Source organism: Bacillus sp. IT-79MI2, from assembly GCF_949768135.1.
Taxonomy (GTDB): Bacteria; Bacillota; Bacilli; order Bacillales; family Bacillaceae_G; genus Bacillus_A; species Bacillus_A pseudomycoides.
Map to the genome: position 1 here is coordinate 19,370 of NZ_CATKPV010000048.1, position 22,210 is coordinate 41,579.

At 33.3% G+C, this 22,210-nt stretch carries 23 protein-coding genes and 4 pseudogenes; 22 read left to right on the plus strand and 5 right to left on the minus strand.

The features are described from left to right. The first annotated feature begins 98 nt into the window (after positions 1-98). From ACM6HU_RS05335 to ACM6HU_RS05345, 3 genes are all read left to right on the plus strand, one after another. The gene (locus tag ACM6HU_RS05335) at positions 99-1,016 is read left to right on the plus strand and encodes an alpha/beta fold hydrolase (protein ID WP_170927969.1); all 918 of its coding nucleotides are present in this window, start codon (positions 99-101) and stop codon (positions 1,014-1,016) included. A 120-nt stretch (positions 1,017-1,136) separates the two neighbouring features. Then, on the plus strand, positions 1,137-2,333 hold the full coding sequence (locus ACM6HU_RS05340; protein WP_016115422.1) for an MFS transporter: 1,197 nt from the start codon (positions 1,137-1,139) through the stop codon (positions 2,331-2,333). Then, positions 2,317-2,517 (plus strand): NETI motif-containing protein, encoded by a 201-nt coding sequence (locus tag ACM6HU_RS05345; protein WP_016115421.1) that lies wholly within the window; start codon positions 2,317-2,319, stop codon positions 2,515-2,517. The genes ACM6HU_RS05340 and ACM6HU_RS05345 overlap by 17 nt, the downstream gene beginning before the upstream one ends. Positions 2,518-3,028: 511 nt before the next feature. On the opposite strand, the gene ACM6HU_RS05350 is transcribed toward ACM6HU_RS05345, so the two are convergent. Beyond that, a complete protein-coding gene (locus ACM6HU_RS05350; protein WP_016115420.1) occupies positions 3,029-4,318 on the minus strand; it encodes a DUF5068 domain-containing protein in 1,290 nt (429 codons plus the stop codon). Positions 4,319-4,639: 321 nt separating this feature from the next. Further along, on the minus strand, positions 4,640-4,987 hold the full coding sequence (locus ACM6HU_RS05355) for a hypothetical protein (RefSeq protein ID WP_016115419.1): 348 nt from the start codon (positions 4,985-4,987) through the stop codon (positions 4,640-4,642). A 577-nt stretch (positions 4,988-5,564) separates the two neighbouring features. Between ACM6HU_RS05355 and ACM6HU_RS05360 the strand changes: the two genes are divergently transcribed. The 17 genes and pseudogenes from ACM6HU_RS05360 to ACM6HU_RS05440 all read left to right on the plus strand — a co-directional run bounded on the left by ACM6HU_RS05360 (position 5,565) and on the right by ACM6HU_RS05440 (position 18,396). Beyond that, on the plus strand, positions 5,565-6,020 hold the full coding sequence (locus tag ACM6HU_RS05360) for a YrhA family protein (protein ID WP_016115417.1): 456 nt from the start codon (positions 5,565-5,567) through the stop codon (positions 6,018-6,020). Between the two features lie 93 nt (positions 6,021-6,113). Beyond that, the gene (locus ACM6HU_RS05365; RefSeq protein ID WP_016115416.1) at positions 6,114-6,575 is read left to right on the plus strand and encodes an ankyrin repeat domain-containing protein; all 462 of its coding nucleotides are present in this window, start codon (positions 6,114-6,116) and stop codon (positions 6,573-6,575) included. Between the two features lie 44 nt (positions 6,576-6,619). Then, positions 6,620-6,787 (plus strand): annotated as a pseudogene (locus tag ACM6HU_RS05370) (T6SS immunity protein Tdi1 domain-containing protein); the annotation flags it as partial. Between the two features lie 79 nt (positions 6,788-6,866). Further along, positions 6,867-7,337: an Imm30 family immunity protein gene (locus ACM6HU_RS05375; protein WP_016115415.1), complete on the plus strand. Its 471-nt coding sequence runs from the start codon at positions 6,867-6,869 to the stop codon at positions 7,335-7,337. Between the two features lie 74 nt (positions 7,338-7,411). Continuing rightward, positions 7,412-7,516 (plus strand): annotated as a pseudogene (locus tag ACM6HU_RS05380) (DUF6985 domain-containing protein); the annotation flags it as partial. Positions 7,517-7,993: 477 nt separating this feature from the next. Further along, a complete protein-coding gene (locus tag ACM6HU_RS05385) occupies positions 7,994-8,314 on the plus strand; it encodes a DUF3895 domain-containing protein (RefSeq protein ID WP_016115414.1) in 321 nt (106 codons plus the stop codon). 296 nt (positions 8,315-8,610) lie between these two features. After that, complete coding sequence (locus ACM6HU_RS05390) at positions 8,611-9,390, plus strand: hypothetical protein (RefSeq protein ID WP_016133087.1); 780 nt, start codon at positions 8,611-8,613, stop codon at positions 9,388-9,390. A 19-nt stretch (positions 9,391-9,409) separates the two neighbouring features. Continuing rightward, positions 9,410-10,123: a pentapeptide repeat-containing protein gene (locus ACM6HU_RS05395; RefSeq protein ID WP_016115412.1), complete on the plus strand. Its 714-nt coding sequence runs from the start codon at positions 9,410-9,412 to the stop codon at positions 10,121-10,123. A 208-nt stretch (positions 10,124-10,331) separates the two neighbouring features. Further along, positions 10,332-10,691, plus strand: a complete 360-nt coding sequence (locus ACM6HU_RS05400) for a hypothetical protein (protein WP_414848057.1) — start codon at positions 10,332-10,334, stop codon at positions 10,689-10,691. Then, entirely contained in the window at positions 10,658-10,975 is a 318-nt protein-coding gene (locus tag ACM6HU_RS05405; RefSeq protein WP_414848058.1) for an HNH/ENDO VII family nuclease, read from the plus strand. Before ACM6HU_RS05400 ends, ACM6HU_RS05405 begins: the two co-directional genes overlap by 34 nt. Further along, a complete protein-coding gene (locus ACM6HU_RS05410) occupies positions 10,959-11,387 on the plus strand; it encodes an SMI1/KNR4 family protein (RefSeq protein WP_016115409.1) in 429 nt (142 codons plus the stop codon). Before ACM6HU_RS05405 ends, ACM6HU_RS05410 begins: the two co-directional genes overlap by 17 nt. Before the next feature lie 275 nt (positions 11,388-11,662). Further along, a pseudogene (locus ACM6HU_RS05415) lies at positions 11,663-11,824 on the plus strand (ADP-ribosylglycohydrolase family protein); the annotation flags it as partial. Between the two features lie 787 nt (positions 11,825-12,611). Further along, positions 12,612-12,743, plus strand: a complete 132-nt coding sequence (locus tag ACM6HU_RS05420; protein ID WP_016115408.1) for a hypothetical protein — start codon at positions 12,612-12,614, stop codon at positions 12,741-12,743. Positions 12,744-12,957: 214 nt separating this feature from the next. Then, positions 12,958-14,277, plus strand: a complete 1,320-nt coding sequence (locus tag ACM6HU_RS05425) for an HBL/NHE enterotoxin family protein (protein ID WP_414848059.1) — start codon at positions 12,958-12,960, stop codon at positions 14,275-14,277. Positions 14,278-14,342: 65 nt separating this feature from the next. Beyond that, on the plus strand, positions 14,343-15,563 hold the full coding sequence (locus ACM6HU_RS05430; protein ID WP_016115406.1) for an HBL/NHE enterotoxin family protein: 1,221 nt from the start codon (positions 14,343-14,345) through the stop codon (positions 15,561-15,563). A 37-nt stretch (positions 15,564-15,600) separates the two neighbouring features. Then, the gene (gene hblB / locus ACM6HU_RS05435; RefSeq protein WP_016115405.1) at positions 15,601-16,728 is read left to right on the plus strand and encodes a hemolytic enterotoxin HBL binding subunit HblB; all 1,128 of its coding nucleotides are present in this window, start codon (positions 15,601-15,603) and stop codon (positions 16,726-16,728) included. Between the two features lie 267 nt (positions 16,729-16,995). Further along, the gene (locus ACM6HU_RS05440) at positions 16,996-18,396 is read left to right on the plus strand and encodes an HBL/NHE enterotoxin family protein (RefSeq protein WP_414848060.1); all 1,401 of its coding nucleotides are present in this window, start codon (positions 16,996-16,998) and stop codon (positions 18,394-18,396) included. 145 nt (positions 18,397-18,541) lie between these two features. Here ACM6HU_RS05440 and ACM6HU_RS05445 read toward each other — a convergent pair whose 3' ends face one another. Then, positions 18,542-19,234: a cytochrome P450 gene (locus ACM6HU_RS05445; protein WP_016115403.1), complete on the minus strand. Its 693-nt coding sequence runs from the start codon at positions 19,232-19,234 to the stop codon at positions 18,542-18,544. Positions 19,235-19,318: 84 nt separating this feature from the next. Then, positions 19,319-19,531, minus strand: coding sequence for a hypothetical protein (locus ACM6HU_RS05450; protein WP_414848061.1), 213 nt, complete (start codon positions 19,529-19,531; stop codon positions 19,319-19,321). 447 nt (positions 19,532-19,978) lie between these two features. On the opposite strand from ACM6HU_RS05450, the gene ACM6HU_RS05455 reads away from it, so the two are divergent. Further along, positions 19,979-21,262, plus strand: a complete 1,284-nt coding sequence (locus ACM6HU_RS05455; protein ID WP_016115402.1) for an aminopeptidase P family protein — start codon at positions 19,979-19,981, stop codon at positions 21,260-21,262. 91 nt (positions 21,263-21,353) lie between these two features. After that, a pseudogene (locus ACM6HU_RS05460) lies at positions 21,354-21,566 on the plus strand (multicopper oxidase family protein); the annotation flags it as partial. Between the two features lie 200 nt (positions 21,567-21,766). Here ACM6HU_RS05460 and ACM6HU_RS05465 read toward each other — a convergent pair. Continuing rightward, positions 21,767-22,135: a hypothetical protein gene (locus ACM6HU_RS05465; protein WP_016115400.1), complete on the minus strand. Its 369-nt coding sequence runs from the start codon at positions 22,133-22,135 to the stop codon at positions 21,767-21,769. Between the last annotated feature and the right edge of the window lie 75 nt (positions 22,136-22,210).

Consider the following 22,210-nt stretch of genomic DNA (forward strand, 5'->3'; position numbering starts at 1 on the left):
GTTTTATGTAAAAATTTTGTATCGTTTTCATATTGAGAACGTACATTCTATATGGTATTCTAAAAATAAGTTTACAATTTTCTTTCTATTATAGTTGAATGGGGGAATGTATGATGATTAAGCCTGCAACAATGGAATTTGTTTCGTTATCAAATGGAGAAACAATCGCATACCAAGAAGTTGGAAGGCGAAATAAAGAAATACTTATACTCATTCACGGGAATATGACATCTTCACAGCATTGGGATTTAGTCATTGAGAAATTACAAGATAAATATCATATTTATGCCATTGATTTAAGGGGCTTTGGGAAATCGACATACAATAAGCCAATAGATTCATTGCAAGACTTTGCAGGTGATATAAAGCTATTTATAGATGAGCTACAATTGAAGAAGTTTTCACTGATGGGCTGGTCAATGGGTGGTGGCATCGCGATGGAGTTTACGGCTTGCCATACGGAGCTTGTAGAGAAACTTATTTTGGTAGAATCAGTTGGAATGAAAGGATATCCAATCTTTAAAAAGGATATTAATGGTCAGCCTATCGTATCCACGTTATTAAAAACAAAAGAAGAAATTGCACAAGATCCTGTTCAAATTGCTCCTGTACTAGATGCCATTAAAAATATGAACAAGCTCTATTATCGAACGGTTTGGGACTTACTCATTTATACACATAACAAACCAGATCCAGAGCGCTATGAAAAATATTTAGATGATATGTTAACACAGCGTAATTTTGTTGATGTAAACTATGCTTTAATTACATTTAATATTTCAGATGAACATAATGGAGTCGTGCCTGGAAATGGATATATCCACCGTCTGCAAGTTCCAACTCTTGTCGTACAAGGAGATCGGGATTACGTTGTACCGCAAGTGGTAGGAGAAGAATTAGCGAAGCATCTTCCGAACGCCGAGTTAGTCATATTAGAGGATTGCGGGCATTCGCCGTTTATTGACTGTTTAGATGAATTTACGCAGCATGTTACAAATTGGTTGGAATACAAATAAGCTGAGCATATAAAAGGAGGTTAGAAGCGGGTTTTCTAACTTCTTTTTATATGCTTACACATTGTTGCTTAAAACGTTTATAATGAAGGCTGGTGAACATGTAAAGGGAGAGGGAACAGGATGTCAATACGATTTACATTTTGGATTATGGTGGGGATTGTTGCGATTTCTGGATTATCGCAAGGGATGCTTCTACCAGCTATCGCGATGATTTTTGAACAAGAAGGAATTCGTTCTAGTATTAATGGAATCCATGCAACTGCGTTATATATTGGAATATTATTTATTTCGCCATGGCTTGAAAAACCGATGCAGCGGTTTGGAATGAAGCCAATTATCGTAATCGGTGGATTTCTCGTTATCATTTCATTATTCTTTTTTACACAAACATTTTCATTCTGGATATGGTTTTTACTTCGCTTTCTAGTAGGAATAGGGGATCATATGTTACATGTTGGAACGCAAACGTGGATTACAACGACATCTGATCCAGGTAAAATTGGAAGACAAGTATCTATATATGGAGTGTTTTTTGGTATCGGTTTTGCAGTAGGACCATACTTAGCGAGTACTGTTCAGTATGGACTTGCAACTCCATTTATTGTATCGACGATTCTTTGCTTAATAGGGTGGTTGCTATTACTTCCAACTAAAAATGCTTTTCCAGCTCAAGATGAAACAGGGAAAGAAAATGAATCATCGCTTTCTCGTTATAAACAAGTATTTATTCTTGCGTGGATTGCACTTATTGGACCTTTAGCATACGGTGCGCTAGAAGCAATGCTGAATAGTAATTTGCCAGTATATGCACTTCGAAAAGGTTGGTCTGTTTCTGATGTATCCTTCTTATTACCCGCATTTGCAATCGGGGGAATTATTACACAAATTCCACTTGGTATATTAAGTGATAAATACGGGAGAGATCGCATTTTAACGTGGACATTCAGCATCAGTACAATCGTTTTCTTACTTGCTGCGGTGTTTGACGGGTATTATTGGATTGTATTTGGGTGTATGCTCTTAGCGGGCATGGTAATCGGTTCATGTTTCTCATTAGGGCTTGGCTTTATGACGGATTTATTACCAAGACACTTACTGCCAGCTGGGAATATATTATCCGGAATTGCCTTTAGTATAGGAAGTATTATGGGTCCTGTATTAGGAGGCATATTTATAGAGAAAATACAGTATACAAGCTTTTTTATAGCGGTTATGATAATAATGGCAATTATTGCACTTCTATATATCACATATATGAAAAGTCAAGTCGCATCAAGAAAAATAGAAAGTAGGTTAGGGCATGACAAAACAACCTAATAAGAAAAAATTTGAAGTACAAGAGAATGAAACCATTACAGATTGTTTAGCTCGTATGGAACGTGAAGGATATGCACCTTCACGCCGCATGGAAGAGCCAATCTTTCATGAAGTGAAGAAAGATGGACAAACAGTTGTAGAACCGTGCGGGAGAAAAATTGTTTTTGAAGGAAAGTTGAAGTAAGGAGAGGGGTCTTTGTACTGTACCTCAAAAGTTAGACTTTAATCGGAGTGATTCCTCACTCCGATTTTTCTTTTCGTTTTAATCCAGTTTCGATACGATTTCAAGTATGAACATTGGGATTTTATGGAATCATAGTTCGATCGTGTGTTAATATATGAGAGAAACAGGTCATTATTGTAATGACCTGTTTTTTATTGGAATATGTAATTAATCTGTTGCCCTAGGTGTACACAAATAATAAAGTCGTTGTTGAATTGTAATAAAGTCACTATGTTTTAAAAAGAGATGCGATGTTTATAAAAAAGTCGCACCGTTTTAAAGATAGTAATACCGTTTGCAAAAAGGTTACATTGTTTTATTCATTTTTGATTAAAGAATTCTAAGTGAGTTTTAATCAAACTTTATTCTAAACTAACAACAAGTAAAGAACCCTCTTCGTCAGCTTGAAGAGGGTTCAGGGGTATAGCTACATATTTAGTTTTTTGTGTGAAACCGTTGGGAAATATCTATTCTATTTTGGTAATGTAAATTTCACTTTGTGTCCTTTTGAAATGTCTTTTGCATCCTTATTCATCATAGGACCTAATTCAATCTCAAAGTTCTTGTTTTTCCATATCTTTTCATATTGCTCCTGGTCTAAAATGAAAATCTGTAATAACTCTCCAGATGTTCCAGTTTTAATCGAATCATTATATTTGTAATTTAGTAACATACCTTGGTTGAGCGTATATTGTGCACCATCATTAACTCTTAATGTAGAACTTATTGAAGACGGCGAAATATCTTCGGTCTCTTTGTTATCGAGTTTAAATTTAACTGTCAATAAAACAATTCCATTTTTGAAACTTCCAAATCGAGGGGCTTCAGCGGAATTTGGTGTGAATTTGGTAAATTGATATCCATCTAATGTAACCTTGGTAGCACCTAATTGTTCACTTTTATTAATGTTTGATTTCTCATTTAGCATTGTCTTCTCGCCCATGTTTTCAGCTGTTGCTTTATCTTGATAAAAAGTTTTATCTGTTGTAACTTTTTGATCACCTTGTTTATTTAAACTTAATGCCAAATTTCCAGCACTTCCAATTGGGGCGTCATATTTTCCTTTATTCGCTTGTGCTTCAGGAACTTTGGCTGAAACTGTCGATAGCTCTAAAATTTTTGTTAAATCATCTTTACCAAATGGATATGCAATATAACCAGAAATGCTTTCCCCAGCTTTTACTAAATAATTATTGCTTGGAGATAGCTTTGTAGGTAATTGTTCTTCCTTTGGAATTAAATCCTTATAGTTACTGTAATCTCTCTGAGCACCTGTAAATGTAATATTTATATTTGGCATATAATAAACATCTTTATTTGAATCATTCTTTACAGTATAGTGTGCAAGAATAACTCCACCATTTGTTTGGTCGTTAAAAGGAATATTAAAATCGGTATGAAAATCATTTAATTCAACTAACGTGTAGTTGTCAAGTGATACTGAAACATCTTGTAACTTATGTACTTGCGGTTTTTTGTTTTCATAAAGGACTTTCGTTTTCCCTTGTGTTTCTTTTTCCATATATGAGATAAGCTTTGAATAATCGTTTGATGTAGCTTTCGTATCTTTAGATTCTTTTTCTTTTGATGTATCCGTTTTTTCTTCTTTATTTTCTTTTTGTGAATCTTTTTTCTCTTCCTTATTTTCTTTTGTCACATTCTTTTTTTGTTCGGTAGTTGCTTTATCACTTTGACCACAACCAGTTATCATAAGAGCTGTAACCATCGCAACAGAAAATAAAGACATTAATTTTTTTGACATTCCTCTTCCCCCTGTTTTTCCTCTATTAAACTTTTAATCTACACTATCAGATGATTGGATATATCCCCCTCCCTATAAGCCCTAAGTTTTATTATAGAGAAAGAATTTCCATTTTACTACCTTTTTCCTGTGTTTTACAGTATCCAAATCCCTTATGATTTTGTATAAAAAAGTTAAAATGTATGTGCTATCTGTTTTTGAACTACTCACTACTTAACATCCTCACGGACTGTTTGAAGTGGGAGATTCCTAAGTACGGATATTGAGTGATAATAAAGTTGTTTAATTTCAGAAAGTGAATCATCAATAATAGCCACTTTTTTAAACTCCAAAGTGAATCATATATTTATTCTCTTCTTTTGCTTGAATAATTTTTTTAGCTAATTCGTTAAGATCAGCAGATTGCTTCATACCTTTGTAAGATATAACCACATCTAAGAATTGAGATAATGATTCAGGTGGAATAATCGTAATACCATAATACGCTAAACCGTATTCGGAACGTTTTAACGAATGAAAATACGTTTTCATTGTTGATAAGGATTTAAGTAAATTGCTGATAATATCATCATTTATACAAATACAGTTATGTACATCTGGAGTGTAACTCTTGTAAGTCTTTTGATTATTAATGTCATTAATTATGCCAAATTCGTGATTTAAAGCCATAAATTCAAATCCCCTTTTAATAATTTACTTGACTAACCAAATATCGAAATATTCTTATTTTTATTATACCGAGAATCATTAAAAGATGGAGTGGGTTCTAATTTTTACCCCGTTTTTTTAAACAACTTTATTGAAAATTAAACAACTTTATTATTCCTAAACATCATAGAATTGAAGAAAAACTATGTTTTTTAAACATCTTTAATAACCATCTAGCAAAGTGATTGCTAGATGGTTATTGTATTTCTAAGAAAAAAATTAAACAAGTTTATAATCTCTATACATTAATCAAATTGAATTTTCGGGTATTTAAAATTAAAAATACTAAAGGGGGATTTAATTATGAGTAATATTGGTAACAAACAAGTTAAGAAGTGGATTTTTCGCAACGCCGGAGCTACAAGGAAAATATCTAATAGAACGTTCACTTTAGAGGAACTTCAAAAAAATATTTGAATGGCATGAAAAAAACAATGGGGAGTTTGAAACTAATGCCTTATGATGGTTGTACCATTATGGATTACTATGTGCAATTCTAGCATAGAAAAGGAGTAAATATTTATTAGAAGGTGAATTTATGTGGAGAGAGAAAGTTAGTCAGATTTCCAAAATAAGAGAGAAACGAAATCGTAAACTCAATTTACCTACCAATGAAAACGAGTTATCGAGATTTCGTAAATCTGTAGTAGAAAAATTTGGTGAAGAGATACTGCCACAGCAGTACTATGAATTTTTACAAACAGTTAATGGAATTGAATTTAATGGACTTAAAATGTATGGGATTGATCAAAAGTTTTTGGATTCTGAGCCGATAAATCAGGTAGATTGTTTTTTTGCTGCCAATGAAACATGGGAGTCAATTAAAGGCGAAGATGAGCTGGTTTTTTTGGGAGATTCAGATATAGCTTGGTATTGTTATAATGTTTCTAAGAAAAGTTTTGTTGAACTAGATAAGCCTTCAGGTGAGCATATGGAAACTTTTTGCGATTTTGATACTATGCTTGAATCTGCTTTCTCTACAGCACTTAGTTAAAGGTACAAGTCGTTGGCAACTATTGTTGGAGCACACAAAGCCTGATCAATCACTAACTGTTTAAACTAGATAAAGATAGTGTAGGGGGATTCTATGGATAGTAAGGAAAAAGCAGTGAAAATCTATGATTTAATTAAGAATGGTGATATAGAACAAGCGAAAGGGATAATTATTACTGATAAAGATTTGCTTGATGTTGTAACGCCTTTTGGAACGTGGCTACATGTTGCGGCTAGAGCTGGTAAACTGGAAATGATAAAATTTCTAGTTGACTCTGGTATGGATATTAACATAAACGAAGGTGTACCAAAGTCTGTGCCTATTGCACATGCAGCTAGTGAAGGTGAAATTAGTATTGTAGAGTACTTATTTGATAATGGTGCAGTATTAGATGTTAGTGACCCAAATAGAAATCCTCTATTCTCAGCGATTTATGGTAGGCACTTTGATATTGTAAAGTATCTTGTTCAGAATGGTATTGATATTACTGTTAAGTATACAGGGGATACTATGAAAGATATGTGGGCTTATGAATTTACTATTGAAAGAGGGTAAACAGAAATTGCTGAATATTTAAAAATGAGTACTTGAAGTGGTAACCATATCTTGATGCAGTAGAAAAGTATGGGACTCCAAAATATAATAAATGTTTCGGGTATGTACCTCTTCTTGGACTAGGTGGATCAGAAAAAGTGGAAAACTTACAACAAATAAAACTTATTGAACATATTAATTTAATTACTCAATTCATGGGACCAATTGAATAGAGATTTAAATGTAATAGTATGAAAAAGTAATATTCTATAATATCTAACTTGATTAATTCATTTAAAAGGAGTAGTTTATATGGATTGCAAATTTGAGATTAAGAGATTATATAGTTGTAGGTTTCTAACAAATCAATCGGAATGTGAAGAGTTTGACAATGCATTAGAAAACTTAGCAGATTGTGATGATGAAAAACTTATTAAAGAGTTGTGTCTGGTATTTGAGGATGAAACACAAGAGGAAGAAGTTATGTTTGGCCTAGTTCATTTAATTGAAGATTTTGAGGTGGGAAAATATTTAACGGAGATGCCTAAAGCTTTACCAAAAATGGTTGAGAATGCAAAAGAATGGGCAATGCTACTAAACAAAAGAATTTTAAATAATGATTTGTATAGAATTGAGTATGCTAAAATTCTTGTAGGAATGAATAATGATATAAAATTAACAGTAATCAATTTGCTCAATGAAATTATTGCTGATAATCCTAAGAAATTTGAGAGCGCTGCCAATGAGGTTCTTAGTAAATTAAAAGATGCTGATCAAAAATAAATAATGATGAGAAATGGGTACATGGATGTGAAAAATTCATGTATACCAGGTTTATGGAAAAATAAACGGGGATTATTGGGCTAACATTTGATTGTGCATGGGACATAGAAAATGGATTAGGTATTCGTTTAATAAATGAAGAAGTAGCTAGGATAGGTTACCAAGATGTTGCGATTTAAATAGCAATTGAAAAATGGGACTCTATTAAGAGAAAGAGAATAGTTAAGAATAAAAATACACCTACTATATAGGTGTATTTTTATTCTTGAAAACCACACATGTATTGGAGATTTTTCTCGAGTACAGTGTATTACATTAGAAATCATGCGTATACATAGGTTTGGGCACATAGAATGATTTTCTATAAAAATAAGTACAGGATAAATTTAAAATCTAAGTAGATTGCCCTTTGGTTAACTTAGATACCTTCCACCAGGTTCACTATTACTTTCAGTCCTATTGTAACGAATTCTACAATAGATGGTAGAACGTATATTTGGTATAATCAAAACATACTATTTGAAACGATGTACATGAGTTATGAAATTCATGTAATAAGGTAAGGACTACATAACAATAACTAGATTTTAAAGTTCTAGTACATATAGGCTTCAGTTAGTGTTATACAAATCCACCATTAGAAAGGAAAAGATGTAATGAATCAAATTGCATTTGAAGATTTATTTGAAGAAGAAAAAGTGGAGGTAGCTGAGATACCAGTACCTTTATCGCCATTGCAAAAAGATATTTTGGGATTACTTAATTCCGAAGAAATAAGTGCATTGGAGCTATGCGAACAATTAATACGATCTGGTAAAATACCAGATGAAAGATTCACAACTGATAAGCCCAAAGCATATGGACAAGTATGCTTAATATTAGAAGGTTTTGTTACGGAAGGGAAACTTACTTTTATCAAAAATGATGAGAAAAGAGATAGGGTATATAAAATGAAAGAAGAAGTTTCTAACACATAAGATGTACAAATCATAGTAATGAAATAAGGAAGTCCTCATATTTATGTCGTAAGCTTTTTTAAGTTATTTTCACATAAACGTGAGGACTTCTTTGCAGAGGGACACAAACTAAAATACTGATGTAGTTTTTACTTTTTGAAAATATACAAGTTACTAGGAATGTTAAGTTATTTACGAAATTGAACACTTGCGACAGTTACAGCAAAGTCATAGCGTAGTTTGCTGCTAAATATAAAGATATTGAATTAGAAGTCATAATACTCAAATGGCCATTTAGTATTAAGGGGAGGATATAAATGAAACCTAATTATTTTTCAATTGCAATGTATCCCACAGTATCTTTTAATCAGGAAGAGATACTAGGGCGTATTTTGGATGTGTTTGAGTCAAATGAAAAAGTTGCTCCTACTCATTGGAGCAACTGTGAAACGGTACGGGTAGAATATAATCGTGAGGAAATTATTGAAAAAGTGATTTCGGAGCGTAGGGTATCTGAAGTTCACCTCTATCGTGATAAATCTGTTAACTATAGAGGGAGTTTTGAAGTTAATTTGAGCCATGGCTCATTTTTAGAGTTTGAGTTTCATAAATCTATACCCCAAAAATTGTGGCCGGATTTTTTTGAGTTATCCGACCAAATCGCAGAAATCGTGAAACCAAGTTATGGAGTGGCGCATATGTTTTGGCCAGTATCCTATCCGTGGAATACCGAACGTGAACGCTTACATAAGTGGATGAATATGTGTTCTCAACCTGTACCAGTTAGGTTTCTTCCTAACGGTCCCTTGGGGGTAGGAACTAGAACATATTTTAGTAGTCATGTTTTGGACATGTTTGATAAGGAATTATTACTAAATAGTCCAGCTGTGGTATCAGAACTAAATTGGGGTGGTATGTGCATAGATCTTTTAAAGAACCCATTAGAAGCTGATATTGATACATTGCTTGATAGTTGGTTACATGTAATGAAATATTTGGAACCAGCTCAAGTAATGGCTATACCAAGTTTTGGTGATAATGGAAGGGGAGTATTCTTCTCTCCTAATGTTGCTTGGAAGGACCATCTGAAAAGCTAAATGAAAGGAGGTAGTAATAATGAACGAGAAGAATAATGATAGAATAAGAGTCATGGAAATATTAAATCGATCTCAATACAATGATGAGGTTATAGATCAGTTAGATATGAGTGATTTGGACCTTACTTTTTCAGACCTGTCAGAGGTAATGGGAGATCGTATTATGGCAAAACGGGTCATGTTAAGGGCTTCTTCATTAATGAGAGCATCGTTTTCTGATTGTGATTTTGAGTTGGCTGATTTCAGAAGTTGTAATTTAGAGGAAATACACATTGCAGATTGTAGGTTTGGCGAAGCGGATTTCTCTAAAGCAAATATGAAATATGCAAAGATAAATATAAGTAGTTGCTTCGAGACTTGTTTTGATGAAGTTGATTTTTCATATGGAGAATTAGTTGGAACAATTTTAAATCATGCTACTTTTTGCCATGCGAATTTATATAGAATTGATGCAAAACAGGCCGACTGTACGGGAATGGATTTTAGCAGCGCGAATCTTACAGAAGGTAACTTTGAAAAAGCGTATTTAGAAGATGCAAATTTATCAGAAGTAGATGCTAGAAATGCAGATTTAACAAATGCAGATTTAACAGGAGCGACCCTTTTAAAGGGGAATTTTACGGATGCGAATTTTACCGGTGCCAAACTTGATAATGTGGTTTGGAAGGGAGCAAATGTAGAAGGAGCTAAGTTTGACGAAAGTGTGAAGGAACAAGTATTAAAAATGATATAGAAGCTGATATATAGAAGGCTTATTCCATTTAGTAAGAGAAATAGGTCTTTTTTCTATGGATAAAAAACAAAAAAAGAAAAATTTAATGGTTACAGAAGGACAGAACAAAATGATTGGGGAAGGGTAGCTAAAAGAAAAGAGTTGTCTCATAATTTAATTGATTATGTTAAAAAATAGAAATCACAAGATGTATCAGTTTAGCGCAAGAATGGCCGAGGTTGTAGATTATATATTAGCTTCCCTCAAAAAGGCTATGAACCAGCTGGAAACGGTGTATTGGCAGGGAAGCAAGGCGGTGAGCCCAGGAAAGGTTACCAAGTGGGTTAATAAGCATCATGCAGACAGTAGTAAGAGGATCAATGATGAGATTAAGGAGCTTGAGGCTTCGCTTGCTAAGGGTACAGGAGATGATAGCACTTATCGACACCTTAAAGATTATGAAAGTAATACTTATTTTACTAGAAGTGTAGAGTATAATGCAGGTAAAGAAGGAAAAGGCTTTAGTTATAAAGTCTATCAAAGAGGAGATATTGATTGGAATATGGTTCGAACAAAGGGAGTGGATTAACAAATGCAGAAGCAGCTGCTAAGTATGGTTTAGCACCTATCCTTGATAATGCGGGTAGTGTTGCAACGTTACATCATTCGCAACAAAAAGGAGTGGGTCCATTATTTGAAACATCGACTAGGTCTCATAACATTAGTAATGCCAAAAGGGCACCATTACATCCGTATAAAGGGAAGTTAAATCCATTTTATCGCATGGATGAGCCAATAAGAAGAGCACTCCAAAAAGTAGATTCTGTAAATTATTGGAAAACTAGAGGGGATTACAATGAATGCTTTGCCTGATAAATTAGACCAAGCTCTTGAAGAAGATATTTATAAACGTGAAGATAAGAATAAAGTGAAGGAGACATTAACTAACCTAGGTGTAGAAGTATCTGATACATTCAGAGAATTTTATTATCGGTATGCAGGACCTTTTTGGGAAGAACACGTTCCTTACGAGTTACTAGATGTTGTAGATGAAGAGAATAGTATTGAATCATACACAATTATTGCTCGAAATGAACATGGATTTCCTAAAAAGTATCTAGTTTTAAGTGAAATGTCAGCAAATGCCGTACTAGTACTTGATAGTGTAACTGATAAAGTTTACTCGGTTAATTTTGAAGGTGGAGATGAGCTACTTTTAAGCGGAGAGTTAAAGGAAACTTGGCCAGCATTTTATGTGTTTTTAAAAGAATATTTTAACTGTTAGATGGAGATTAAGTTAATGTTGGGTAAAATGATTTTACTCACGATGCTAAGTAAGCGCAAGGGGTTATAGTAACTTTATAAGCTTATATATGTATGAAAACGATAAAGCTCTTGTAAACATACAGGTGAAGAGAATTTATTTGAAGTTGATAAAAAATGAATCAGTTGTTTAAAAGTAGAGACTCATGATGGTTGTACCATCATGGGCTACTATATGCAATGATTTAATTGAAAGAGGAGTACAAGTTTAGACGAGACGACATTTTACTGGGTAACGGGAAAGCTGAGTTCGATAATGGTAATGGTGCAATAATGAGAATAGCACCATTGGCTTTTATACTACTATATACTGAGTTTGATTTTATAAAAGAAGTAAAAATGATAAAAAGATATACTGAAATTACTCATGCTCATCCTCGTGTTATAGTAGGTTCCATTCACGCACCTTTTTTAGAGTAATAGTATCAGTATGTCCAAGATTTAGAGATTACTTGCAATTATCTTGAAGTTTTCGCACCAGAACCGTATTTTTTGTACCAGAACCGTGTAGGTTCTATGTCTCTATCAAATAATTTTTTGCACCATAACTCCGTGTAAACAAAAAATTTTCTTTCTCTACAGCTAGCTATTTATAAGAGCACATCTTATTTAAGCCTTTATTCGGATATGTAATTTTGCATATCTAAATAAAGGGGATAAATATACAGAGTGTGATTAAATTATATTAAAAAATAATCAATTATTGTTTAAATATTCAAATAGTTATTTTTCACTCGGATATATCAAGTTGTAACTATTATAATTACTTAAATAATATTAAACAATAATTTTAGAAGTATAATATTTCCACTTGCATTAATATTCAATAACTAAATTATTGAATATAATCGACAAAATTCTACTATTTACGCATTGAAAGTTTAATGTTTTAATAAAGGTGTAATTGGTATGACCACTAAGAGGAGGAGAAGGTTGTACTAATAAAAGTGCAATTAAAGTTGCAAGTAACATCATGTCAAGTTTATTTTCATAATACTCAGTTAATTTTGTTTGGTAATAATTTAGAATCAAAAAAACATCTTATTTGTAAAAAATAGAATTCTAAGTTTCTACAAAGCAAAAATGATCTTATTTTATTCCGAGGTGAAAGTATAAGCAATGTACAGTATAATTTCATCTTTTGTAATCTTGTAGGGCTCTTACCGACAAAACTAAGAGGGATATTATGAAATTACTATCAAAAAAAGTCATGGCAGGGTTAGCTGTAGGAGCAATGAATTTATCTATCTGGGCTCCTGCAAGTCAAGCAGCAATTCCAGAGAAACATAAATATTTATACTATTCATTTGGAAGCTAATTCAGATATAGGTGATGAAATTTTATAGTTTACTTTTAAATGAGGAGGAAGTAAGGTCCTTACATTCTATGAGAAGTAAATAATAACGAGAGTTTAACACTCTATCTGAAAGACTTCTTCTTCCTCAAGAGTGTGCAAGAAAAGAGCCTATCGTTAGAGCGTTCAAGATGTATGTATAAGATTGTAAAAAGACAATAGTAAAGAGGTGTTCGGAATGAAAAATAAAATAATTAAAGGATTTTTAATAACATCCATTGTAACTGGGGCGAGTATTCCTATCAATACTCTCGCAACACCAATCGTTCAAGCAGAAACGCAACAGGAGAACACGGATATTTCCTCATCATTACGAAAATTAGGTGCACAATCGAAATTAATCCAAACATATATAGATCAAGCTTTAATGAGTCCTAATGTACAGCTTGCAGAAGTTCCATCTTTAAATACGAACCAAGATCTAATCAAGAAAGATATGAACGAATGGTCAACGGAACTTTATCCAAAATTAATTCTATTAAATGCAAAAAGTAAAGGATTTGTAACTAAATTTAATAGCTATTATCCAACATTAAAAGCGTTTGTAGACACTAAAGAAGATAAAGAAGGATTTTTAGATAGACTTGAAGTTCTTCAAGACATGGCTATGACGAACCAAGACAACGTACAACGTCAAATTAATGAATTAACAGATCTTAAATTACAGCTTGATACGAAACTTAAAGATCTCGATACTGATGTGACAAAAGCGCAGATTGCCCTAAGTTCAGATGGAACAGGGAAAATCGACCAGCTAAAAAATGAATTACTAAATACCCAAAAATCAATTCAAAATGATTTACAACAAATCGCATTGTTACCAGGAGCTTTAAATGAACAAGGGTTTGTTATATTCAAAGAAGTCTATAACCTTTCAAAAGATATCATTGAACCTGCTGCTCAAACAGCGGTGGCAGCGTATAACAAAGGAAAAGAAATTAACAACTCTATTTTAGAAGCAGAGAAAAAAGCAGAGAAAGAAGCGACAGAAAAAGGGAAATCTGCTCTAGAGATTGAAGCTGCCAAAAAAGCTGCTCGTGAAGAAATTGAGAAAAGCAAACAAGCTGAAATAGCTGCAGCTGCAGTTACAAAAACGAAAGAGTATGACCTTACGAAAGTTATTGACCCTGAAAAAATTAAAAAAACATATAGTGCTTTCGCTGAAGTAAATAAACTAACAGCAGAGCAACGAGCACATTTAGCTGATTTAGAGACACAAAACCAAAAATTTTATGATTTAACAAAGAACCTAAAAATAGCAGATTTACAAAAATCCATGCTTCTTCTTATGCAAAATGATTTGCATACGTTTGCAAATCAAGTGGATGTAGAACTTGACCTAATGAAACGCTATAAAGAAGATTTGAATCTAATCAAAAATAATATTACAAAATTATCTACTAATGTTGATACAACTGACCAGCAGTCTCAAAAAGATACATTAAGACAATTAAAAAATGTAACAAGTTACCTTGAAGAACAAGTTTATAAATTTTAATATTATGTTTTTGAAATCTACAAAGATTATAAGAATCTATCGAAAGACTAAGGAGGAGAATAGATATGAAGAAATTTCCATTTAAAGTGTTGACTTTGGCCACTCTGGCAACGGTTATCACTGCTACTACCGGTAACACTATTCATGCATTTGCACAAGAAACGACCGCTCAAGAACAAAAAGTAGGGAATTATGAATTAGGGCCTGAAGGGCTGAAGAAAGCATTAGCTGGAACAGGATCTAATATTCTTGTAATGGATTTGTACGCAAAAACAATGATTAAACAACCAAATGTAAATTTATCCAATATTGATTTAGGTTCAGAAGGAGCAGAATTAATTAAAAATATTCACCTTAATCAGGAACTGTCACGAATCAATGCGAATTATTGGTTAGATACAGCGAAGCCGAAGATTCAAAAAACAGCGCGTAATATTGTAAATTACGATGAACAATTTAAAAATTATTACGATATATTGGAAGCTGCTGCACAAAAGAAAGATAAAGCAGAGTTAAAAGAGGGCATAAATGATTTAATCACTACAATTAATACAAATTCAAAAGAAGTCACAGAAGTAATTAAGATGTTACAAGACTTCAAAACAAAACTGTATGACAATTCTATAGGGTTTAAAAATAATGTTGGTGGCCCAGATGGGCAAGGTGGATTAACGGCACTATTAGCTGGAAATAATGCACTGATTCCACAACTTCAAGCTGAAATTGAGAAGCTACGTTCTACTCAGACAGAGCATTTTAACAATGTATTAGCATGGTCAATTGGTGGTGGATTAGGAGCAGCCATTTTAGTTATTGCAGCCATTGGAGGAGCGGTAGTAATTGTTGTGACTGGCGGTACAGCAACACCAGCTGTTGTTGGTGGACTTGCAGCTCTCGGTGCAGCTGGTATCGGTTTAGGAACAGCTGCTGGTGTCACGGCGTCTAAGCATATGGACTCCTATAACGAAATTTCTAAAAAAATCGGAGAATTAGGTACGAAAGCCGATCTTGCTAGCCAAGCAGTTATTTCGCTTACGAACGCAAAAGCAACTTTGACAGATCTGTATCAAACAGTGGATCAAGCGATACTGTCTCTAACAAATATCCAACAACAATGGAATAAAATGGGGGCCAATTATACAGATTTACATGATAATATCGACTCTATGCAAGAACATAAATTCTCTTTAATACTTGATGATTTAAAAGCTGCTAAACAAAGTTGGAGTGATATTCATAAAGATGCAGAATTCATTTCGAAAGATATCGCTTTTAAACAAGAATAGAACTTATAATCAAAACCTATATTAGGAGGAATATGAAATGCTAAATAAAATCCCTTACAAATTAATTGTTGCATCGGCGCTTTTAACTATGACAACAACTTCTGTAGTCTCACCAGTAGCAACTTATGCAAGTGAAATTGAACAAACGAACAATGGAGAGACGTCTCTTTCAGCAAATGAAGCGAAGATGAAAGAAACTTTGCAAAAGGCTGGGTTATTTGCAAAATCTATGAATGCCTATTCTTATATGTTAATTAAGAATCCAGATGTGAACTTTGAAGGAATTACTATTAATGGATATGTAGATTTACCTGGTAGAATTGTACAAGATCAAAAGAATGCAAGAGCACATGCTGTTACATGGGATACGCAAGTAAAAAAACAGCTTTTAGATACATTGACAGGCATTATTGAATACGATACAACATTTGAAAATTATTATGAAACAATAGTAGAGGCGATTAATACAGGGGATGGAGATACTTTAAAAGAAGGGATTACAGATTTACGAGGTGAAATTCAACAAAACCAAAAGTCTGCACAACAATTAATACAAGAATTAACTAAATTAAGAGACGCTATTGGACAAGATGTTAGAGCATTTGGAGGCAATAAAGAGCTCTTGCAGTCGATTTTAAAAAACCAAGGTGCTGATGTTGAGGCTGATGAAAAGCGTCTACAACAAATTTTAGACTCAGTAAACTATTATAAAAAATTAGAGTCTGATGGATTTAATGTAATGAAGGGCGCCATTTTGGGCCTACCGATAATTGGTGGTATCATAGTGGGTATCGCAAGAGATAATTTATCTAAGTTAGAGCCTACATTAGCAGAATTACGTCAGACTGTAGATTATAAAACAACATTAAATCGTGTAGTTGGAGTTGCGTATATTAATATTAATGAGATGCATAAGGCACTTGATGATGCTATTAATGCTCTTACTTATATGTCCACGCAATGGCATGATTTAGATTCTCAATATTCGGGAGTACTTGGACATATTGAGACTGCATCTCAAAAAGCTGATCAAAATAAATTTAAATTCTTAAAACCTAACTTGAATGCGGCTAAAGACAGTTGGAAAACATTACGAACAGATGCTGTTACATTAAAAGAAGGGATCAAAGAATTAAAAGTGGAACCTGTTACTCCGCAAAAATAAGGAAATATTGGTTCCGTTGCAAAGTTACCTAAAACATAGAGAATCTATGATTACATTGTTAAATAGTCATACAGAAATTAAAAATTCCTTATATACAGAAAAGGCGAAGTTTGATTCAAGACTTCGCCTTTCACTATAAATTCTCTGTAATACTTGATGATTAAAAAACTGCTAAATATAAGTAGGAATGCATTCATACAGATACGGAACTAATTTCGCTTTTAGAGAAAATAGAACTTATCAAACCCTGTATAGGAGGAATATGAAATGATGAAAAAAATCTCTTACAAAATACTCGCTGTATCAACGCTTTTAACTATGACAACCACTTATGCAGTCACACCAGTAGCAGTTTTTGCAAGTGAAATTGAACAAACTAACAATGGAGATATGTCCCTTTCAGCAAATGAAGAACAGATGAAAAAAGTTTTGCAAGATGCTGGGGTATTTGCAAAATCTATGAATGAATATTCTTATTTGTTAATGAATAATCCAGATGTGAGTTTTGAAGGAATTACTATTAATGGGTATGCAGATTTACCTATTAAAATTGTACAAGATCAAAAGAATGCAAGAGCACATGCTGTTACATGGAATACGAAAGTAAAAAAACAGCTTTTAGATACATTGACAGGCATTATTGAATACGATACAAAATTTGAAAATCATTATGAAACATTAGTAGAGGCGATCAATACAGGGAATGGAGATACTTTAAAGAAAGGGATTACAGATTTAAAGGGGGAAATTCAACAAAACCAAAAGTCTGCAAAAGCATTAATAGAAGAATTAACTAAATTAAAAAACGATATTGGAGAAGATGTTAGAGCATTTGGAAGCCATAAAGAGACCTTGCAATCGATTTTAAAAAACCAAGGTGCTGATGTGGAGACTGACCAAAAGCGTTTAGATGAAGTTTTAGGACAAGTAAACTACTATAAAAAATTAGAATCTGATGGATTAACAATGGTAAAAATCCCTTTTATTCCCACGTTGATTTCTGGTGGTATAATGATAGGTACAGCAAGAGATAATTTAGGCCGATTAGAGCCTACATTAACAGAATTACGTAAGACTGTAGATTATAAAATAACATTAAATCGTGTAGTTGGAGTTGCGTTTCATAATATTAGTGATATGCATAGTACGATTGATAATGCTATTACTGCTCTTACTTATATGTCCACGCAATGGGATGATTTAGACTCTCAATATTCGGGCGTACTGGGACATATTGATACAGCAGCTCAAAAAGCTGATCAAAATAGATATAAATTCTTAAATCCTAACTTGAATTCAGCTAAAGACAGTTGGAAAACATTAAGAACAGATGTTGTCACATTACAAGAAGGGATGAAGATTGCAGAGGAAAAAGAACAGGATCTTATGAATCAGCTTCGTCCATCAAACGTTTTCTACTTTTATAAAAAAATTCATAACGCATACACATTTGAAATAAAGACTGGAACAAATGCACCAAATGCGTCTTATAAAGTTATGAATTTAACTAAAAACACTGTTCATAATATGTGGAGTGGAGGACCAAATACAAACATGTGGGCTGACTGGCTTTCATTCAATCCAAAAGATGAATTTGCGGTGGTAGCAGTAGTGGATGGGAAAGAATACGTTGTATATAAAGGCAAAGTAGAAAATATAATGAACTGAACCCGAAAAGTTAGACAGAAAAATTACGCAGCTATTGGAGATGGTACACTAAACTGGACACTAAGTTAAGTGAAAAAGATGATTCAGAGAGTTCTGTTGCAAAGTTTTTTAACAGATAAAAAGTTGGTATGATTGCAGATGGATTTTATGCAATCCTTAGTAATTGTTGTAATTTATTATACGTCGAAAAAACGAAGTTTGGTTGTTGCAAACTTCGTTTTCGTTTATATAGAGCATGAACGGTTTCAATGCCTTTCAAGGTACGTGAAGCATGACGAATGCCTTGAAATCCTGCGAATTTGGCAAAACGCCAGCTGATCATGAGCGGTCCAGCATAGCGAAGTAGCTCTTCGATAGCATTCGGTAGCAAAGAAGGATTACTACGCAACAATGCTAATTGTTCGGGATGTTTCTGCAAAGCAACCATACCATTTCCAATTAAATTGGTTGTGGTCTCATGTCCAGCAGTAATGAGTAATTGGACGGTAGAGAGCAGTTCGGGTTCACTCAGTTTATCCTCTTGATCGTGTGCGTGTATCAGGGAGCTGATTACACCCTCCGTTGGATGTTTTCGTTTTTCTTCCAATGTTTCTCGGATGCATGAGTAATACTCTTTGATCCATGCATGATGGTCTTGATTAGGATCTGCCTTTATGCTCACCCACAAATCATAAATTTTCTCTTGATACAAAACAGGTATTCCTAACATCTCAGCAATAACCCGAAATGGAAGTGGAAAAGCAAAATCTGCAATAAGATCCATCTTCCCTTTTTTCTGTACTGCATCCAATAATTCATCTGTAATCTGTTGAATACGAGGTTCTAGATTCGCGATCATTTGAGGGGTAAATCTTTTTCATGGATCTCCATTGGATGTTGTCCATCATCAAGGAGCATATTTGTTTTGTTGAGATTATGTTTTTTATTTCATCCCCCACATCCTCCGCTTGTATACCTCCATAGCTGTCCTGTCTAAACCAGAAAAGAAAAACCTGCACCCTCGGATAGTTAGTTGTAATAAACCTTTTACTGTGTGATGAATACTTGCTATATCTACTAATAGTAACCTTAACAACCCCATTAAGGCACTAAAGCACTCTAGGTCCTTTCTTGTTGCAGTGCGTTTATATAACATATATGCAATTTCTTTTTTTTATTTGTTTCTCGTAATCTTATAGTTTTTTGTGCTCTTCTGAGATTGAATACATACACTTGTTGCAGTTACCTATTGGATACTATTAATACATCCAGTCCCAGTTGTAAAAAATAAGTTATGTTTTCTTACTTTTTTTATAAATATTTTTTCTATGATATTGGATAATCCACTGTTTTTATAGTTTGAATATAAATTTCCCATTCTTTCTTTAATAGGTGTCTTTTCATAAAAAAAACTCCACATGTAGTATGTAAGGAGATTATCTCATGGGTTATTTGCAAATAGAAGGTGGGGAATATTTGACGCTTACTGATTAATGTTTTACTTTCTACACGATAATTATTAATTGACGAAAAATTATAACAATAATAAAATGAATTACATTGGATAATTTGTTTTGATACATAGAATTCAAGGGGGATTATTATGAAGCCAATATTTTTTGCCCAAAATAGAGAACGATTAACGAGAACATTGCCAGATGGATCGATTACTATTTTATTTGCCGGACAGGCACCACATATGTCAGCTGATGCACACTATAAATTTGTGCCGAATCGAAATTTTTACTATTTAACGGGAATCGATGAGCCAAATGTTATTTTTATTTTAAAAAAGTTTGGAGATAGTGTAGAAGAAACTCTTTTCATTGAAAAACCAGATCCAGTGCTTGAAAAATGGGTTGGTAAAACCGTTTCGAAAGAAGAAGCAGAAAATATTTCTGGTATTAAGAAGGTTGTATATATAGAAAGTTTTGAAGTAACAATTGCGAATACACTTTTCGCAGAAAATGTGAAACATGTGTATTTAGATTTGGAACGTCGTAATTGGAAAGGTACTGAGACGAAGGCGCTAGCATTTGCGAAGCACGTAAGAGAACAGTATCCTCATCTTTCAATTGGGAATGTCTATCCGAACATTTGTGAATTACGAGTGTTCAAAACAGATGAAGAAATTAAAAAAATAAAAGAAGCAATTGCGGTTACTCAAGAGGGTATTTATAATGTGCTGAAACAAGCGAAAGCAGGCATAATGGAATATGAATTAGAAGCGCATTTTGATTTCACATTAAAATCGTCTGGTATTAAATATCATGCATTCGATACAATTTTGGCGAGTGGTAAAAATGCTACTGTGCTGCATTATGAAGATAATGATGCAAAAGTGCAACAAGGCGATTTAGTACTGCTCGATTTAGGTGCTCAAAAAGACTACTACAATGCTGATATTAGTTACACATTCCCAGCTAGTGGAACATTCTCTAATCGCCAAAAACAAATATATAATATTGTATTAAAGGCATTAAAAGAAACAACTGAACTTATAAAGCCAGGATTAAAATTCGCTCCATTAAATGAACATACAAAAAAAGTACTGGCAGAAGAATGTAAAGAAATTGGTTTAATTCAAGAAGATGAGGAACTATCTAAATATTATTATCATGGTGTGAGCCATTTCCTCGGTTTAGATACTCATGATGTAGGAACATACAAAGATAGAGTATTAGAAGAAGGTATGGTCATTACGATAGAACCAGGTTTGTATATTGAAGAAGAATCAATTGGAATTCGTATTGAAGATGATATTCTTGTCACAAAGGACGGGTATGAAAACTTGTCAAAAGATATTATTAGAACGGTTGAAGAGATTGAAGAGTTTATGAGAGAAAATAATGAAAACGTTAAGGAAAGACAAGTTGTTACAAAATAAAAAGACGCTCAATTTTTGGGCGTCTTTTTATTTTGTTCATTTGGCATCTCCATGTTTTCTCGAAAATCGTCTTATATAATAATCTTGAAAAAGCAAAGAAAAGTATGATAAAGATTACACATTAATGTTAGATGAATGGGTAACAGATAAAAAAGAAATCGATAAGCAGTTAAAAGAAATGACAAAAGGGAAAACAGAAAAAGCAGACGGTAATAAATCTAGTATGGATAATAAAAATACGAAAAAGAATGATGATATGAAAGGCATGGATCATTCCGGTATGGACACGGGTAGTGATAATGAGTCAATAAGTATCATGTAGACAGCAGTAACAAGATCAATGATGAGATTAAGGGGCTTGAGGCTTCGCTTGCGGAGAGGGTAAGAAAAACTGATGATGCTTTGGCTGACGAGGTTTAATTCGAGAAGGTTAAATGCTATGGGGTGATCTTAATAACTGTTATTGTAAAAAACAAATATAAACGGGTTATAAAGTTAATAGTTCTAAAATTTAAAATACAAAAGTACGTAAGACAAGTGAATGAATATCGACGTAAAAACGTAAACGTAAAGTAACTCCAAAATATACAATAAAAGTTGATTTTGGAGTTGTTTTTTGTTTACTTCACTTTTTTTCGGCACTCTGTATCTAGGTAAACGCCAACACTCCTTTGGGGTAAGGCGTCTAATTTTAAAATCTTTCGTTAATACAGCCTGATTACAAGCTGTATCCAATGTTTGGGCTATGCCTTTACCAACTCTTCCTCGTCTAGTTTTACTTCCTGGTACTGAGAAGTTAATACTATCTCCAATTTGTGCCTCGGCATACCCTTTTTTAGTAGCTTCTCTAATATAAACTGTATGTGTCTTCATGGATAATTTCCCCCTTAGATATGCTATTTTTGTGTATTTTCTATTAATATTCTTGGTGGATCACCGCATGTCAAA